13 protein-coding genes and 2 pseudogenes are annotated in these 16,579 nt (G+C 62.3%); 10 read left to right on the top strand and 5 right to left on the bottom strand.

All coding sequences use genetic code 11. From position 1 onward, the window contains the following. Positions 1-590: 590 nt before the first annotated feature. The 5 genes and pseudogenes from ALVIN_RS10080 to ALVIN_RS18385 all read left to right on the top strand — a co-directional run. A complete protein-coding gene (locus tag ALVIN_RS10080; protein WP_012971224.1) occupies positions 591-1,268 on the top strand; it encodes a vWA domain-containing protein in 678 nt (225 codons plus the stop codon). 4 nt (positions 1,269-1,272) lie between these two features. Beyond that, positions 1,273-2,019, top strand: coding sequence for a PP2C family serine/threonine-protein phosphatase (locus ALVIN_RS17130; RefSeq protein WP_012971223.1), 747 nt, complete (start codon positions 1,273-1,275; stop codon positions 2,017-2,019). A 2-nt stretch (positions 2,020-2,021) separates the two neighbouring features. Continuing rightward, complete coding sequence (locus ALVIN_RS17125) at positions 2,022-3,101, top strand: protein kinase domain-containing protein (RefSeq protein WP_190275500.1); 1,080 nt, start codon at positions 2,022-2,024, stop codon at positions 3,099-3,101. Then, on the top strand, positions 3,026-4,357 hold the full coding sequence (locus ALVIN_RS10070) for an IS4 family transposase (protein WP_012969768.1): 1,332 nt from the start codon (positions 3,026-3,028) through the stop codon (positions 4,355-4,357). Before ALVIN_RS17125 ends, ALVIN_RS10070 begins: the two co-directional genes overlap by 76 nt. Before the next feature lie 1,117 nt (positions 4,358-5,474). Then, positions 5,475-5,585: pseudogene (locus tag ALVIN_RS18385) on the top strand (topoisomerase DNA-binding C4 zinc finger domain-containing protein); the annotation flags it as partial. A 247-nt stretch (positions 5,586-5,832) separates the two neighbouring features. On the opposite strand, the gene ALVIN_RS10060 reads toward ALVIN_RS18385, so the two are convergent. Next, complete coding sequence (locus tag ALVIN_RS10060) at positions 5,833-6,774, bottom strand: metallophosphoesterase (protein WP_012971221.1); 942 nt, start codon at positions 6,772-6,774, stop codon at positions 5,833-5,835. A gap of 92 nt (positions 6,775-6,866) precedes the next feature. Between ALVIN_RS10060 and ALVIN_RS10055 the strand changes: the two genes are divergently transcribed. Then, positions 6,867-7,292 (top strand): hypothetical protein, encoded by a 426-nt coding sequence (locus ALVIN_RS10055; RefSeq protein ID WP_012971220.1) that lies wholly within the window; start codon positions 6,867-6,869, stop codon positions 7,290-7,292. A gap of 51 nt (positions 7,293-7,343) precedes the next feature. On the opposite strand, the gene ALVIN_RS10050 is transcribed toward ALVIN_RS10055, so the two are convergent. Then, positions 7,344-8,006, bottom strand: coding sequence for a DUF1134 domain-containing protein (locus tag ALVIN_RS10050; protein WP_012971219.1), 663 nt, complete (start codon positions 8,004-8,006; stop codon positions 7,344-7,346). A gap of 147 nt (positions 8,007-8,153) precedes the next feature. Between ALVIN_RS10050 and malQ the strand changes: the two are divergent. After that, positions 8,154-9,680: pseudogene (malQ, locus tag ALVIN_RS10045) on the top strand (4-alpha-glucanotransferase); the annotation flags it as partial. Positions 9,681-9,686: 6 nt separating this feature from the next. Here the strand turns inward: malQ and ALVIN_RS10040 are convergent. From ALVIN_RS10040 to hrpB, 3 genes are all read right to left on the bottom strand, one after another. Continuing rightward, entirely contained in the window at positions 9,687-10,490 is an 804-nt protein-coding gene (locus ALVIN_RS10040) for a class I SAM-dependent methyltransferase (protein ID WP_012971217.1), read from the bottom strand. Continuing rightward, a complete protein-coding gene (locus tag ALVIN_RS10035; protein WP_012971216.1) occupies positions 10,487-11,242 on the bottom strand; it encodes a carbonic anhydrase in 756 nt (251 codons plus the stop codon). The genes ALVIN_RS10040 and ALVIN_RS10035 overlap by 4 nt, the downstream gene beginning before the upstream one ends. A gap of 132 nt (positions 11,243-11,374) precedes the next feature. Beyond that, positions 11,375-13,945 (bottom strand): ATP-dependent helicase HrpB, encoded by a 2,571-nt coding sequence (gene hrpB, locus ALVIN_RS10030; protein WP_012971215.1) that lies wholly within the window; start codon positions 13,943-13,945, stop codon positions 11,375-11,377. Between the two features lie 101 nt (positions 13,946-14,046). On the opposite strand from hrpB, the gene ALVIN_RS10025 reads away from it, so the two are divergent. The 3 genes from ALVIN_RS10025 (at position 14,047) to rlmD (ending at position 16,574) form a co-directional block, all read left to right on the top strand. Further along, positions 14,047-14,763: a transposase gene (locus tag ALVIN_RS10025; protein ID WP_012971214.1), complete on the top strand. Its 717-nt coding sequence runs from the start codon at positions 14,047-14,049 to the stop codon at positions 14,761-14,763. 12 nt (positions 14,764-14,775) lie between these two features. Further along, on the top strand, positions 14,776-15,156 hold the full coding sequence (locus ALVIN_RS10020; RefSeq protein WP_012971213.1) for a cupin domain-containing protein: 381 nt from the start codon (positions 14,776-14,778) through the stop codon (positions 15,154-15,156). 95 nt (positions 15,157-15,251) lie between these two features. Then, positions 15,252-16,574, top strand: a complete 1,323-nt coding sequence (gene rlmD, locus ALVIN_RS10015) for a 23S rRNA (uracil(1939)-C(5))-methyltransferase RlmD (RefSeq protein WP_012971212.1) — start codon at positions 15,252-15,254, stop codon at positions 16,572-16,574. Positions 16,575-16,579 lie beyond the last annotated feature (5 nt).

Genomic DNA, 16,579 nt, shown 5'->3' with positions numbered 1-16,579 from the left:
TAGTAAGTAAAACAAGCGGTTACAGTCATGTAGCCGCTTTTTTTATGCCTGCTGATCGGGCTTTCCGGTCCATTTCTGGTCCGCAGTTCCTTCTTCGTTTCTGCTGGGTCGTCACCGTTACGTGCTGGTAAACTTGCGCTCAGATGCGGCTCTCTGGGTGTTTTGTTGGGGCGCGCGTGAGGGGGGCTCTCTACTCTGACCAAGCCGGTCTGCTTCCTCACTCCTCCTTTGCACCTCAATCAAGACAGGTCGGTCTGTCGTCAGTTTCTGATGCAATTCTCTGTTATTATTAATAATTAAAATAATAAAATTTTCTCGTTCCTTTGTTTAGTTCTCGATTTTTGCAGTCCCCAGAAGGCTAACTGATTGGAAATCAAGAGGATAAGATTAAAGAGGGGCCGGGGTGCTTATAGATGCCGAAACTTGCCCCCTTGCTAATTTTTCTTGGTGTTGTAAATCAAAAACATTGAAGACTGATAGAAATAGCTCGAATTAGAGTTATGTTTGTCGGATTTCAGGCTAATTTTTTTGATGGGTTACGGTAAAGATTACAAAGTAAAATTGTCATTAGTCATGAATGAGGTTTTGATATGAATGAATTCGATCAACAACCATTCAGTGATGTGGAATTCGCTGAAAACCCGGAACAGCGTTGTCCGGTAATCCTTCTGCTGGACACTTCCTACTCAATTAGCGGCAGGCCAATTTCGGAGTTGAACGAGGGACTGGCCACGTTGCGGCAAGAACTCTTGAATGATCCGATGGCCGTAAAGCGTGTGGAACTGGCTGTGGTCACATTCGGGCCTGTGGAGATCAAGTCCGACTTCGCCACAATAGATCATTTCTATCCTGAAACGCTGGTTGCGGACAATGCAACCCCCATGGGTGAGGCGATTCTGACCGGGTTGGACATGCTACGCCAGCGGAAAAACCGTTATCGCGATAATGGCGTGAAATACTACCGCCCGTGGGTATTCTTGATCACAGATGGTGCCCCAACCGATAGTTGGGAAGAGGCTAAGAGACGTATTCACCAAGGCGAGGAACGTAAGGAATTTATGTTCTACGCTGTTGGTGTAGAGCAAGCGGATATGCGTGTTCTTGGTCAGATCGCGACGCGCCAGCCGCTCAAGTTGAAAGGGCTGGACTTCAAGGAATTGTTTCGATGGTTGTCTAGTTCCCTTAGCGCCGTCTCGCGTTCGAACCCTGGCGATGCCGTTCCGCTTGCAAACCCGACCGCCCCAGATGGCTGGGCTGTAGCAGGGTGACGCTATGGCTTGGCGGTGGGCTTCCGCGTCCGTAATCGGCACATCCCACATCCAGAACGGCGACAGGTTACAAGATGCCTATGCTGTTTCGGAATTGGGTAATGGTTACATCTTTGCTGTTGTGTCTGATGGTGCTGGCAGCGCCAAGTTCGGTGCGTTTGGCGCATGGCTCGTTTGCCGTTTCCTCATAGTTCGATTCCGCGAATGGATCCTTGAAAATCCTGAGTTGCCGACCGATGAGGATTTGTCGGGTTGGATAGATGAATTGAGGGATCGAATTTCCACCATAGCAACTCGGAGGGACACCGTTCCCCGTGAGTTTGCTGCAACCTTGGCGGCAATCGTTCTCGCGCCGGATGAAGCGGTCACGCTACACATTGGCGATAGCGCTATTGTTGGGAGGAAAGGCTGCGAATGGGATGTCCTTTGCTGGCCTGATAACGGTGAATATGCATCCAGCACATACTTTGTCACCGATGCCCCCGAACCACGTCTGAACATACTCCGTCATCCGCGTGAATATAATGCTTTCGCACTATTTTCTGACGGCGTGGGCGATCTAGCGTTGTCGCATTTGGAACGGGTTGCTTATACACGATTCTTTGATCCAATGATGCGTCCGGTTGAAACTGCATCGGGTGAAGGACGCCTAGTAGATCTTTCGGCAAAACTAGCTGCCTATCTTGCTAGTCCATCGGTTTGTGATCGCACTGATGATGACAAGACGATAATTCTTATTTCCGGAGGATAACCGTGCAGGAAGTCGTTATCGGAAAAGATCTGGTTTCAGTCGCTGAGTTGATTGGAAAGGGTGGTGAAGGCGAAGTCTACGCGCTCAAGGGTCGTTCTGGACTGGCCGTTAAAATCTACGACCCTAGCCTGCGCGCTAAACGCGAAGACAAGGTGCGGGCGATGGTGCGTGAAGGTCTTGCAGTCAAGACAGATCTTGTTGCCTATCCCGGTCATGTTGTGACCGACAGTCGTGGCAACTTCATTGGTTTTGAAATGCGACTTGTGTCGGGGTATCGCCCACTGCATGAGCTATATAGCCCGAAGTCCCGGCAGCGCCATTTCCCTAAAGCTGATTATCGGTTTATTGTCCGTGCCGCGCTTAACGTCGCACGTGCCGTTGGCATGGTGCATCAGACTGGATGTGTCATCGGTGATTTGAATCATTCCGGTGTACTTGTGGCGCAGGACGCGACTGTTGCTCTGATTGATGCAGATAGCTTTCAGTTCACCCTGAACGGCAAATACTACCCTTGCGTTGTTGGTGTTCCTGACTTCACCCCGCCCGAATTACACGGGAGGAATCTCGCATCCGTTCAGCGAACTATAGAGCATGATAACTTTGGGCTAGCCGTTGCGATTTTTCATCTTCTGTTCATGGGTCGTCACCCTTACGCAGGACGTTACAGCGGCCCCGACATTTCGATGGGCGATGCCATTTCCCAGAACCGGTTTGCCTTTTCGCTCACCCGCCAAGCCGCAACCCAAACCACTCCGCCGCCCGGCTCACTGAAACTTGATATGTTCCCGGACGCAATCTCCCGTGCGTTCGAGAATTCCTTTGGACTGTCACCGTCCGCGCGTCCAACTGCGATGGACTGGATTCACGCCCTGAATTCTTTGGAAGGTTTGTTGAACCGTTGTAGCAAAATCAAGACGCACTATTACCCCGGTAGTGCCCATCCCATTACACAGAACTCTGGGTGTACGATAGAGAACTGTTTTTCTGAGACATGTTGGAGCACACGATGGGCTGGGCGTCGGAAGAATTGGCCTCGATTGATCTGGGCGACACGCGCCGCGACCGGCGTGCGATCCACTTGATCGAGCGCCTGGCCGAGCATCCGACGGCGAGTATTCCGGGGGCCTGCAACGGCTGGGCGGAGACGCAGGCGGCCTATCGGTTTCTCGGCAGTGAACGCTACGACTGGCTCGACATTCTGGAGCCGCATCGTCAGTGCACGCAGAGGCGCATGGCGGCCTATCCGGTGGTGCTGTGTCTGCAGGACACCACGGAGCTGGACTTCAACGGCCAGACGATCAAAGGACTTGGTCCCTTGAGCTACGAGGCCCAGCGCGGGATGTACCTGCATCCGACCTACGCGGTGACGCCCGAGCGCGAACCGTTGGGTGTCCTGGATGCCTGGATGTGGGCCCGCGAGCCAAAAGACGCCGACGGCCAGCGTCCGGGAGGCCCCGAGAGTGTGCGCTGGAAAGAAGGCTATGAACGGGTCGCGGACCTGGCCAGGGAGTTGCCCGACACCCGCCTGGTCTATGTGGCCGATCGTGAGGCCGACATACTGGACCTGATGGTGCGCGCTCGGGATTTGGCAACCCCCGCCGATTGGCTGTTGCGCGCCAAGCATAACCGCGCGTTGCCCGGTGGCGAGGGCCGGAAGCTGTGGGCGCATGTGCTGGAGACCAAGCCACTTGGGACGGTGCGCTTCACCCGGCCGCCCGGTCGCGGACGTCAGGCCCGAGAGGTGCGTCAGCAACTCTATGCCAGAGGCGTCACGCTCTCGGATCGGCGCCACGGTCACCTTGAGGTCACCTGTGTGATCGCCCGTGAAATGGAGGCTCCCAAGGGCGTCAAACCGATTGAATGGCGTCTGCTGACCAACCGCACGGCGGAGACGCTCGCGACCGTCGTCGAACTGATCGAGTGGTACCGGGCGCGCTGGGAAATCGAACGGCTGTTTTTGGTGCTCAAGGAAGGCTGTCGTGTCGAGGCCCTGCAACTGGGCACCGTCGCGCGCCTGGAGCGCGCCTTCGCGCTGTTTCTGGTGGTGGGATGGCGCATCGCCCGACTGATGCGTCTGGGGCGTACCGTGCCAGACCTGGAGGCGTCGCTGTTGTTTGAACCCGAAGAGTGGCAAGCGACCTACATCCTGGCCAAGAAGCCCGTACCCAAGTCGCCTCCACGACTCAACGACGTGCTGCGCTTGATCGCCCGCCAGGGCGGTTTTCTCGGACGCAAGGGCGATGGCGAGCCCGGTGTGAAGACCATTTGGCTCGGTCTGCAGCGCATCAGAGACGTGGCCGCCGGGATCAAATACGCCAGGGAATCTCATGACTTATGAACATGTGTGTAATGAGATGGGTAGTGCCCGGGGATGTGTTTGGTGCGAACTGATGGGCAACAGTCGTTTTGACATGTTCCCCGATCTAGCCACTGTTGATCTGAACATTCCAACCGATGCGCACGGCACGGAACAGGCAATTCGCGAAATTCTGGCGTTCCGCTTTCCAACTGTTGCAGACTTGCTTCCTGCTGTGGCGCAGCCGCATGGTGTTAGTAATGCACTCCGCGAAGCTAGGAGGGAAAAGCGCTGGCGTCCTTTGTCTGGTTTGCTCATGATAGGTAGTGCCATCGCCGGTTTCATCTTCGCCGCTCCGGCTGGGATTGTGTGGTTTGGGTTGTTAATTTGGGGGTTGGTCAAGTTCTCTGACCGTGAAGTTGAATCCGCCCCGTTCCAGAAAACCTTCAAGGAAGCTGATGAACGAGTGCAGCGTGAGTTAAACGCCTTCGTTCAGCGCAACGGAATGACCGAGGTCATGAAGGTTTACGGCGATTTAGATGTCGCTATCGCGACCTACAAAGGTCTTGACGACGCGCTCGCGCGCGAGTTGATGGTGATGAAATCCAACCGGGAGTCGCGTCAGCGACAGACCTACCTTGATCGTTTTTCGATACGCCATGCAAACATTTCTGGTATTGGCCCGGCTAAAACCGCTACGCTCATATCCTTTGGTATCGAAACAGCCGCTGATGTGAACCAGTCTGCCGTCCTGCGTGTTCCCGGTTTCGGTGACGTGATGACCGGCAAGCTGATGGCGTGGCGGCGTGGGCTTGAGTCCCGGTTCAAATATGACTCGACACCAAATGCGCAGGACGTCGCCGATGAAAGGACTCTGCGTGGGCGTTTCTCAGCAGAAAAGGCTAAGTTGGAATCCGTGATCCGCAACGGACTAGGTACCCTCAGAAACGCCAAGACCCGCCTTGACACGCTACCTGCCAAGGCTAGAAGCGACAGAGCACTTACAGACGCTCTCGCAGCCCGAGCGCAAGCTGCAAAAGACTTGCGCGAATTATCCGTTTTAGTTCCGGCTTCAAGCGTTACGCTGACAGTAACGTCGCCGCCCAGCGCATCCCGCGTCATAACACCTACGTCGCCGCGCGTTACCACTAGGTCTGGCACTCCAACCTGTCCGTATTGTGGTTCTTCAATGCGGTTGCGTTCCGGGCGCTACGGTCAGTTCTGGGGCTGTTCACAGTATCCTGGCTGTAAGGGCACGCGGAATTTTTAATGCAGGAAATATGATTTTTTTACAACGTAACTGAAGAAATGCCCGTGTCAGTATCCCAGTTTGCGCAATCCGGAAGCTAACCTGCCGCAATGCTCGTAATGGCGCTGTTGGCGAAAGCACTGCTCGCGTACCGCCCGCTGGGGCTGAGGTTCCCTCGGCTGTTTTCGTTCGTGCATCCGCTGATCCCATCCCGCCGAACCAGCCAGGACAGCCGATTCGGCGCGGCGCTCATGCCGGCGCTCTTTCGTCAGCCGACGCTCAGCGTATGGACAGTGATTTCGGGCGGGCAATTGAGCCGGGCGTTGACGACCGAGGTTCCGGCTCCGACCGAGGTATAGCCGAGCAGAGCGCCATGACGCCAGGCGCCGGCGGCCAGACGGCGCGGGCAACGCGCATCCCAGGTCAGCGGGAATCCGCCCGGCAGACAGATCTGGCCGCCGTGAGTGTGGCCGCACAGCATCAGATCGAACCCGCAGTGGGCGGCGTGCTGGTAGATCTCGGGTGTGTGAGAGAGCAGGATCGCGATGGCGCCTTCCGGAATGCCGGCGGTCGCCTTGTCGAGATTGTGGACCCGATAGTAATGGGCATCATCGACCCCGGCGAAATAGATCCGCTCGCCCTGACGTTCGATCGGCTCCGACTCGTTGAGCAGGCAACGGATGCCCATGGACTCGAACGCCGGCACGAAGGCCAGCGTGTCGTGATTGCCGAGCACGGCCAGGACGGGAGCTTCGATCTGTCGGCGCACCTCGCACATGGCGCTCAGCACCCGACCATAGGGGCCGAAGGTCTTGGCGCGATAATCGCCGGTGAGTACGCAGAGGTCGGCGTCGAGTGTCGGCAGGCGCGCGCATAGGGCCGCGACGTTGCGCGGTTCCATGTCCAGGTGCAGATCGCTCAGATGCAGGATTCGGAAGCCCTCGAAAGCGGCGGGCAGGGCGGGCAGGACGACCCGGTTGTGACGGACCTGGAGGCGGGTGGCGTTGTGCTGGGCTCGTGCCAGCAGACCGCTGAGACGCAATGCGTGCCGGATGAACCCATGGACCGAATACCAGTTCTCCGGATAGAAGAAATGCGCTCCCGGTCTGTTGATCACGAAGACTTCGTGGTCCGCCTCCAGCCCGAGGCGCCGGCGCAGATGGGCGCGCCCGATGCGGGTGGTCAGCGTAGCGATCTCGTCCGGATGCATGATGTCTTCAAGGTTGCTGCAAGGTTTGTACGAGCGAATCGTTATACTCTGGAGTTCCAGCCGCCCGAGGCGGCATCTTAGCAGGAGAGTTCATGATGAAAGGTCGCAATACGCTCTTGGTCTTGATGGCCTCGGGCCTGCTGTTGTCGTTGCCCGCCCAGGCCCAACGCGGCGGCCCACCCGGACCGCGCTTCGATGACCGGCTCGATTTTCAGTCATCGTCCATCCAGCGCGGCATCGATTCGGGTGAGTTGACGCGCCGCGAGGCCCGCAGGCTGAGGCAAGAGCAGGACGAGGCGCGCCAGTTCATGCGTGACCTGCGTCGCGATGGCTATCCGCCGCACGAGGCACGGCGCATGATCGAGCGGCGTTTGGATCGGGTGGATCGGCATATCCGCGAACTGTCCCGTAATAGCGATGTGGCGCCGCATTATCGTGGCGATCGCCGCGGTCCCCCGCCACGCGACTATGATGATCGCCGTGGTCCGCCGCCACGTGATTATGACGATCGCTATTGAACGATTGCCCCAGGTCGAGTCGCGCCATGGAGGGCGTGGGTCGGTCCGGGTTCAAAAGGGGTTGTAATGCGCGCGCCTGGTGAAGTCCATGTAGCCGGCGCTCAGTCCCTGGCGCCAACCGGCTCCGAGACGGATGGGGGCGATGACGGTGTCGCCCGATTGCAGATAGTTCACGCCCACGCCGCCGATGAAGTAGAGACTGCCCTCGACGCCTGGAAAGCGCTGGAACAGATACTCCTCGCCGGGCAGGCGGTAGATGAGGATGAAGACCTTGGCGACGTTCACCCCAAGATCCAGGCCGATCGAGGGGCCTTGCCAGAAGACGGGATGATCCTGCGTCTGGCGGGTGCTCAGTACGCCACGCCCATAACGTAGCCCGATGCCGAGCGCCGCCCCGAACTCCTCGCCGGCGATATAACCATTGGGTTCGCCCTGCTCGCGAAAGACCTTCTGCACCGCCATCGCCAGATTCTCGGCGCCCTGTCCGAAATAGCCCTCGACCTTGGCGAGGATCTCCTGCTCGCCGTAGGTCTGGCGTTCAGCATACGCACCCGGATAGGTCTGAGTCCCTTGCGGCGGGTAACCTTCCGACTGATAGTGTCCGGGCTGGTTCTGGGCATAATCTGGTTCGCCCCCGTTATAGGGCGTCTGGGCCTGAACGCTCAGCGCGAAGGTCGTCATCCAGAGCAGGCCGGCGGGTATCGGTCGTGTCATCAGCGCTCCCTTGGGTCTCTGTGGCTCGATCGTCGAGTCCCCAAGTCTAGGTGCCCGGACCCGGACCGGCAAGCGACGTCGGATTTGGCGGGTTTTTGCAACCGGCTTTGGTAGACTTCGTTTTCGGCCAACCGCGTCCAACCGGAGCACCTCATCATCATGCACCGCACCAGCGGCCTCCTGCTTCATCCGACTTCGCTGCCGAGTCACTATGGAATCGGCGATCTTGGCCCAAGCGCACGCCGTTTCGTCGATTTCCTCGCCGCAGCGGGGCAGGGGCTCTGGCAGATGTTGCCGCTGGGTCCGACCGGTTATCGTGACTCACCCTATCAATGCACCTCGGCCTTCGCGGCCAATCCACTGCTGATCAGTCCAGATGGGCTGCTGGAGTTCGGCTGGCTCCAGGCGTCGGATCTGGACGGACGACCAGCCTTCCCGGAGGATCGGGTCGATTTCGGCGCCGTCGCACCCTGGAAGACCCGGCTCCTGGCGCTGGCCCGGGCGGGCTTCGCCGAGCGTGCCGGCGAGGACGATCGTGCCGACTATGCCCGGTTCTGCACGCGCGAGGCCTTCTGGCTCGACGATTACGCGCTCTATCACGCGCTCAAGACCCATCACGAACTGCGCCCCTGGACCGACTGGGAGCCGGCGCTCGCCCAGCGTGATCCCGATGCGCTGGGCGACTGGTCCGCGCGTCATCGCGATGAGGTCGAACTTCAGCGGTTCGTCCAGTACGTCTTCCATCGTCAGTGGTCGTCGCTGCGCGACTATGCGCGCGTGCGCGGCGTACGTCTGATCGGTGATATCCCGATCTTCGTCGCCCATGATTCCAGCGAGGTCTGGACCCATCCCGAGTGGTTCGAGCTCGACGAACGTGGACATCCGACCGTGATCGCCGGAGTGCCGCCCGACTATTTCAGCGCCACGGGTCAGCGCTGGGGCAATCCGCTCTATCGCTGGCCGGTGCTGGCTGCCGACGGCTATCGCTTCTGGATCGAGCGTCTGCGCCGATCGCTGGAGCTGGTCGATCTGGTGCGCATCGATCACTTCCGTGGCTTCGCGGGTTATTGGGAGATTCCGGCCAGCGAGGAGACAGCCATCAACGGGCGCTGGGTGCCCGGACCCGGTCTGGCGTTCTTCCAGGCGCTGCGCGCGGCCCTGGGCGAAAACCTGCCGCTGATCGCCGAGGATCTCGGGGTCATCACCGAGGACGTCGAGGCGTTGCGCGACACCCTGGAGCTACCCGGCATGGCGGTGCTGCAATTCGGCTTCGAGGATCTGGAGGACGGTTTCGGCGGCTCGTCCTTCCTGCCGCACCGGCATCGTCGGCGTCTGGCCGTCTATACCGGGACGCACGACAACAATACCCTGCTCGGCTGGTGGGCCGAACGCAACGAGCACCTGCGCGCGCAGGTGCTGGCCTACCTCAATGGTGACGGACAGGCGGTCAATTGGGACTTCATCCGCGTCGCGCTCGGCTCGGTGGCCGATCTGGCGCTCTTTCCGATGCAGGACGTGCTGAACCTGGGGGGCGAGGCCTGCATGAACCGTCCGGGCACGGCCGAGGGCAACTGGCTGTGGCGCTATCGTGAGGATCAGCTCGATCCGGCGGCCGCCGAGCGGCTGCTCAGGCTCAGCCGGCTCTACGGCCGCCGGCCCTACGAACCGGGCTGACAGCGCTCATGGTTCGGCGCTGATGTAGGCGATCCAGGCTTCGTCCGGCTCGCCGCGTTCGACCGGGACGAAATGACCATCCGGCTCATCGTGCTCGTCCCAGCCCTGCCAATAGACCCGGACCCTGGAGAAACCGGCGATGTCGAGCAGCTCGCGGATCTCGGGGAGCGTCCAGAGACGCCAGTCGTAGCTGAAAGCGCGTTCCAGACTGGAGCCGTCGTCGAAACGGAAATGGATGTGACAGACCTGGCGGCTACTGATGGGATCATGATCGGCACGCTCCCAGACATAGTCGAAGTCCTCGCCCAGCGGGTTGCGGATGCGTCGTGTCTCGCTGGCAAGCCTTAGTGACTGCGGACCGCCGTGGGCGTCGAGCACCAGGAGTCCGGCTGGTGGCAGGATCGCGTGCACGCGCTGGAAATAGTCAAGCAACGCGGCTCGGGTGTGCAGCAGCCAGTAGCTGAAGTTCAGCGCCAGGACGATCTCGGGCGCGGGTGTCTCGGTGCTCAGGACATCGCCTGCGATGAGTGCGACACGGGCGTGCTGTTCGGTGTTCAGGCGCTGGAGATTGTGCGTGCGTCCCCAGTCGAGCGCCTCCGGGTCGAGATCCAGCCCCCAGGCGTGATTGTCCGGTCGGCGGCGCACCCACTCGGCGCAGACGGCCGCCGTGCCGCAGAAATCCTCGCGCAGGGCTTGCGCCGGGCGTCCATGCCGCTGGTGGAAGATCCGGTCGACGAAGTCGATCTCGGCGACCGGATTCTGGACCGCCAGCTGATAGAGTCGAAAGCGGTCGCGTTCGCCGCGACTCACTTGACGATCAGACGTGCGTTGAGTTCCTGGATCGGGCGATTGTTGGGATGCCCCATCACATGGGCGAACTGCGTGATCTGCTTCGGCGACGCCGTGATCGGATGCTGCATGACCAGCCAGAGCACGCCCTCGGAGCAGGGCGGGGTGGTCAGCGAGCCGCTGAAGCGATAGTAGTCGCGGTTGGTGGGCAGCAGATCCTCGGCCGAGACTTCGGTGGCCAGATGCACGGTGGTGTTGGGGTGATCCGGCATCACCGACCAGGCATTGGCCAGCGCGCGGTTCTCGATACCGCGCTCGATCATGACCGCGATCACGGCCAGATGGCCCTCTTTGTCGGCATGGACCAGATGCGCCTCCATCGGGAATTCATGGCCGGCGATGTGGTTTTCGCTCGGAGTATGGAAGTGGAACTGCTTGAGCTCGTAGTCGCGCCCGTCGATGGTGATGGTGCTGCCGGCATCGTAGTCGACCTGGATGGTGTGGCCGTTGTTGACCTCGTCATGACCGCCGGGCTTGTAGTGGAAGCCGATCGGCGGCAGTCGGGAGTCGACGAAGTGCTTCAGGTCGACGGGTGACTGGTTCTTGCCGCGCTTGCAGAGGTCGAAGTTCGGGTCGAGATCGCCCCAGTGTTCCGGCCCCTCCTGGCCGACATAGTCCCAGTGCGCGGAATGGCCGTGCTCCTCGGCGAGGACCGAAGCACTGGAGACGAGAGCCAGGGTGAAGGCAAGGGTGGGCAGCAATGGCTTGTTCATGGCGACGACTCGCTGGGTTGGATGTGGAAAGACCTGGTTGCCGCGCATCGAGCCGAATCAGCCAGGGACGACGGGAATGCACATTATAGTCAGGGGCAATGCTCGATCGACAGTGGTCCGGCTGATCGATTTTCAGCGTGATGGGGCGGATGCGCCGCGCCGCCGCAGGCCGCCGACCAGCGCCTGAGCCTGAGTGGGATCTTCGGGCCAGTGATGCTTGGGGTAACGTCCGCGCAGTTCCTTGCGCACCTCGGCATAGCCGCGCGCCCAGAAACCGGCCAGATCCTGAGTGACCTGCATCGGGCGGCGGGCGGGCGAGAGCAGGTGCAGCAGCACGGGCACGCGCCCCCGGCACAGGCGCGGGGTGTCGCTCAGGCCGAAGAACTCCTGGAGCGGAGCGGCGAGGATGGGCGTCTCGCCGCTGACATAGTCGATCGGGCGGTTGTTGCCGGCTGGGGTGACGAAGGTGCGGGGCACCTGCTGATCGAGCCATTGGCGCTGCTCCCAGCTCAGTCGATCGAGCAGGATGGCGCTCAGATCGAGCCGGCGCACGTCCGACAGCCTGGACTTGCCGGTGATCCAGGGGGCGAGCCAGTCGTCCAGCTGTTCGCGCAGGGCGGTGTCCGAGAGGTCGGGCCAGTCGCCGGCCGGATCGTAGCGGCGCGCCAATGCCACCCGAGCCTGAAGCTGGCGCGCGGAGTCCGACCAGTCGAGCGCGTCGCCGAAGTGCTCGCGGATATGCGCGAGCAGATAAGTGCCGGCGTCGTCCTCGGGTCCGAGTGCGACCGGGCGCGATTCCAGCACGATAGAGCCCATCCGGGTGATGGCGCGACAGGCCACGGCCGCACGCTCGTCGTCCCAGAACACCTCGCGGCGCGATTCCAGACACTCGGCCAGCTCGGTGCGAAGCTCGTCTTCGCTGATCGGCAGGGCCGACTGGATGCGCCCATCGCGTCCACGCGCATCGATCGCGGCCACGACCAGATAAGGATGGATGGCGAGTGCGTCGTCGCGTGGCAGCTCGGCGCCGGTGCCTGTCGCTAACAGATAGCGCTCGTCGGCCCCGGCGCGCCGTTGGGCCACGCGATCCGGATAGGCCAGAGCGAGCAGGGCCCCCGGAACCCGCTGTAACCGAGTTGGCGACAGCGCCTGATCCAAACTGGCAGGTGCAGGTGCGGTTTCGGCCGCCCGTTCAGCCAGACGGAGCAACTGTCGCGCCGCCCGCTCGATGGCCTCCAGCCGACGACGCTCGACGCCCGCCGGTGTGCCTCGCCGCTCGCGTGCCGCGCGCAGAGCCTCCAGCCGCAGACCGAGATCGGCCGGGCGCGCCCGTCCAGGTTCGGGCAAAAAGGGATCGCGTTCCGAGATCAGCGCACAGAGATCCGCCGCCGTCTGCCGTTCCTCCGGCGCGGCGCCGAGCAGCATGACCCCGAGCCGGGGATGGACCGGCAGTTCAGCCAGGGCGCGGCCCAGCGGCGTGATCGAGTCGCGCCGGTCGAGCGCGCCAAGGGTGCGCAAGAGTTCGAGCGCCTGATTCCAGGCCGGCGCGGGCGGCGGATCGAGCCAGCTCAGTTCAGCCGGATCCTTGACGCCCCAGAGCGCCAGTTCCAGCGCCAGTGGCGCGAGATCGGATTCGAGTATCTCAGGCGTGCGCCGGTCGGGGCGTCCGACCTCCTGCGCGCGGGTCCAGAGTCGCCGGCAGACGCCGGGCGCCAGTCGACCGGCGCGTCCCGCACGCTGATCGGCGCTGGCACGCGGGATGGACTCAGTCACCAGCCGGGTCAGACCCGAACCGGGATCGAAGCGCGGCTTGCGGGTCAGCCCCGAATCGAGCACCACCCGGACGCCTTCGATGGTCAGACTGGTCTCGGCCAGATCCGTGGCCAGGATCAGGCGCCGGCGTCCGCTGCCGTCCGGGCGCAGCGCCCGATCCTGCTCCGCCGACGACAGCGCACCATGCAGCGGCAGGATCTCGACCTCTGACCCCACTTGAGCGCCGAGCGCTTCGCGCGCCCGTTCGATCTCACGCGCGCCGGGCAGGAAGGCCAGGATGTCGCCCGTCTCGTCGGCCAGCGCCTGACGCGCCCCCGCGACCAGGGCGCGAACCGGATCGCTGTCCGGCGTACGCTCGGCATAGCGGATCTCGACCGGAAAGCTCCGACCCTCGGCGCGCAGGATCGGGGCGCCGCCCAGGAGTTCGGCGACGGGTTCGGCCTCCAGTGTCGCCGACATGACCAGGAGTCGCAGATCAGGCCGCAGACCGCGCGCGCTGTCCAGCGTCAGCGCCAGCCCCAGATCCGAGGGCAGACCGCGCTCATGGAATTCGTCGAAGATCACCAGCCCGACCCCGTCCAGGGTCGGATCGCTCTGCAAGCGCCGCGTCAGGATGCCCTCGGTGACGACCTCGATCCGGGTGCGCGGACCGATACGGCGCTCGAAGCGGATCTGATAGCCGACCTGCTCCCCGAGCGGCTCACCGAGCCGGTCGGCCATCCGCGCCGCCGTCATCCGGGCTGCCGGACGGCGCGGCTGGAGCATCAGGATGCGCTGACCGGTCAGCCAGGGTTCGTCCAACAGGGCCAGCGGCACGCCGGTCGACTTACCCGACCCCGTTGGCGCGTGCAGCACCCCATGCCCCTGGCGCAACGCGGCACGCAGGTCGTCCAGGATCACATCGATGGGGAGTGGGTCGAGATGGGGCATGGGTGTTCAGTAGGGTTGGATGGGTGATCGCAAACAAGTCCGGCAAGTTGTCGGGAGCTGTCTATACTCAAGATCAGGTCAACCAACCGGACCCGACCCTCATGGCACGCCTTCCTCGTTTCGTCATGCCCGGCTATCCACAGCACGTCATCCAGCGCGGCAACAATCGTCAGCAGATCCTGTTCGAGGAGGAGGACTACTGGTTCATCTGGGACAAGCTGGGCGTGGCCGCCGAGAAATTCCAGTGCGACATCCACGCCTATGTGCTGATGCCCAACCACTTCCATCTGCTGCTCACGCCCTATATGGAGAACGGTATCGGCAAGCTGATGCAGTACGTCGGGCGCTACTACGTCCAGTATTTCAACGGCCGTCACGAACGGCGCGGCACGCTCTGGGAGGGACGCTATCGCGCCACCCTGGTCGACCCCAGGAATCATCTGCTGACGGTCGCACATTATATCGAGTCCAATCCGGTGCGCGCCGGTCTGGTCCCCTCAGCCTCCGAATATGGCTGGTCGAGCTACGGCGGCAACGCCGAAGGGGTCGAAGATCGGCTCGTCAAGCCGCATCACGAATACGAGCGTCTGGGCCGTAGCGCCAAGGCTCGGCGTGAACGCTATGCCGAGGAGGCCGCGCGCCCGCTCGACGAGGCGATGCTCAAGCGGATTCGCGATTCGACCAACAAAGCCTGGGCGCTGGGCAGCCCCGAGTTCTGCCAGGAGATCGAGAGCCTGCTCAACCGTCGCGCTCTGCCGCGTCCGCGCGGCGGTGATCGACGCTCCGAAGCCTATCGGCGCAGTGCCGGCTTGCTGTGAGGTCTGGTCGACATGACGTTGGAGCACGCACTGATCCATTCGCCCGCCGAGTCGGACGAATACTTCATGGAGGAGGGCTGTTTCATCCTGGAGGGCTGGAACCGGCCCGAGGATCCCGCCCTCTCGATCGCGCGCGCCCGGGTCGAACCGGGCGAGCGCACGCGCCTGCATCGACTTGATGGCGTCGTCGAGCGCTATCTGATCCTCGTGGGGGTCGGATTGCTGGAGGTCGAGGGACTCGAACCCCGACGGGTCGGGCCGGGCGATCTGGTCTATATCCCGGCCGGCGCCGCGCAGCGCATCGAGAACGACGGCGACTGTGATCTGATCTTTCTGGCCATCTGCACCCCGCGCTTCACTCCTGAGGTCTATCAGGACATCGAGCCGGACTGACGGCCGGGTTCACCGTGCGGGCACCATCAATCAAAGGGCGCTAAGATGTCGGCTTCCGAGTTTCAACCGCCAACCAACGATCATCCAGCCCGCCCGTGTCGAGAAAACCCAAAACGCTCCCCGCGCCCATCGAGGCCGAGATCCAAACCCTGACCCATGAAGGCCGCGGCCTGACCCGCGTCGACGGCAAGACCGTGTTCGTCGATGGCGCACTGCCCGGCGAGCGCGTGCGCCTGCGCTATACCCGCGTCCAGCGCCGCTTCGATGAGGCCGAGGTCGAGGAAGTGCTCACGGCCTCGCCCGACCGCATCGAGCCGAAGTGCGCCCACTTCGGCGTCTGCGGCGGCTGCGCGCTCCAGCATCTGAACCCCGAGGCCCAGATCCGCGTCAAGCACGACAGTCTGGCCGACGTCTTCGAACGCATCGGCAAGGTGACGCCCGAACGCTGGCTCGACCCGCTCACCGCCGAGTCCTGGGGCTATCGACGCAAGGCGCGGCTCGGCGTGCGTCATGTCGTCAAGAAGGGGCGCACCCTGGTCGGCTTTCGCGAGCGTCGCAACAGCTTCCTGGCCGATCTGCGCCGCTGCGAGGTGCTGCACCCGCAGGTCGGCGAGCGCCTGGAGACGCTGGCGGCGACCATCGAGACCCTGAGCATCCGCGACCACGTCCCCCAGATCGAGATGGCCATGGGTGATGGTCCCTGTGTGCTGGTGTTCCGCGTCATGCAGACGCCGACGCCCGAGGACGAGGCGCGTCTGCTCGAACTCGGCCAACGCGAAGGCTTCCACATCTATCTCCAGGACGGCGGCATCGACAGCATCCGCCCGCTCCCAGGCCAGGAGGTCGCGCTGAGCTACAGCCTGCCGAACCACGGCGTCGAGATCGGCTTCCTGCCAAGCGACTTCACCCAGGTCAATCTGGAGCTCAACCGGCGCATGGTCGATCAGGCGCTCGATCTGCTCGCCCCCGAGTCGGACGACGCGGTGCTGGATCTGTTCTGCGGACTGGGCAACTTCACCCTGCCGCTGGCGCGCCGTTCGGCTGAGGTGGTGGGCGTGGAAGGCGATGCCGGACTGGTCGAGCGCGCGTGCGCCAACGCGGAGCGCAATGGGCTGACCAACGTGCAGTTCCACGTCGCTGACCTCCAGGCCGAACTGAGCACCGCCGCACCCTGGACCCAACAACGCTTCACCAAGGCCCTGATCGACCCGCCGCGCAGTGGCGCCTGGGAGGTGCTCGACTGGCTGCCGCGTCTGGGCGTGGAGCGTCTGGTCTATGTCTCCTGCTACCCGACCACCCTGGCGCGCGACGCCGACCGCCTGGTCAACGAACTCGGCTATCGACTGCGCGCGGCGGGCGTGATGGACATGTTCCCGCACACCAGCCACGTCGAGTCGATGGCGCTCTTCGAACGGTGAACCCC

This window comes from Allochromatium vinosum DSM 180, assembly GCF_000025485.1.
Lineage (GTDB): Bacteria > Pseudomonadota > Gammaproteobacteria > Chromatiales > Chromatiaceae > Thermochromatium > Thermochromatium vinosum.
Note: the sequence above shows the minus strand (reverse complement) of the source record. Positions and strands in the feature narration are given on the sequence as shown.

Excerpts from the sequence above, each read along its gene's own strand:
- ALVIN_RS10035 (WP_012971216.1), bottom strand. The coding sequence starts at position 11,242 with ATGAACAAGCCATTGCTGCCCACCCTTGCCTTCACCCTGGCTCTCGTC.
- ALVIN_RS10025 (WP_012971214.1), top strand. The coding sequence starts at position 14,047 with ATGGCACGCCTTCCTCGTTTCGTCATGCCCGGCTATCCACAGCACGTC.
- ALVIN_RS10080 (WP_012971224.1), top strand. The coding sequence starts at position 591 with ATGAATGAATTCGATCAACAACCATTCAGTGATGTGGAATTCGCTGAA.
- hrpB (WP_012971215.1), bottom strand. The coding sequence starts at position 13,945 with ATGCCCCATCTCGACCCACTCCCCATCGATGTGATCCTGGACGACCTG.
- ALVIN_RS17130 (WP_012971223.1), top strand. The coding sequence starts at position 1,273 with ATGGCTTGGCGGTGGGCTTCCGCGTCCGTAATCGGCACATCCCACATC.
- ALVIN_RS10070 (WP_012969768.1), top strand. The coding sequence starts at position 3,026 with ATGGGCTGGGCGTCGGAAGAATTGGCCTCGATTGATCTGGGCGACACG.
- ALVIN_RS10060 (WP_012971221.1), bottom strand. The coding sequence starts at position 6,774 with ATGCATCCGGACGAGATCGCTACGCTGACCACCCGCATCGGGCGCGCC.
- ALVIN_RS10050 (WP_012971219.1), bottom strand. The coding sequence starts at position 8,006 with ATGACACGACCGATACCCGCCGGCCTGCTCTGGATGACGACCTTCGCG.
- ALVIN_RS10055 (WP_012971220.1), top strand. The coding sequence starts at position 6,867 with ATGATGAAAGGTCGCAATACGCTCTTGGTCTTGATGGCCTCGGGCCTG.
- ALVIN_RS10020 (WP_012971213.1), top strand. The coding sequence starts at position 14,776 with ATGACGTTGGAGCACGCACTGATCCATTCGCCCGCCGAGTCGGACGAA.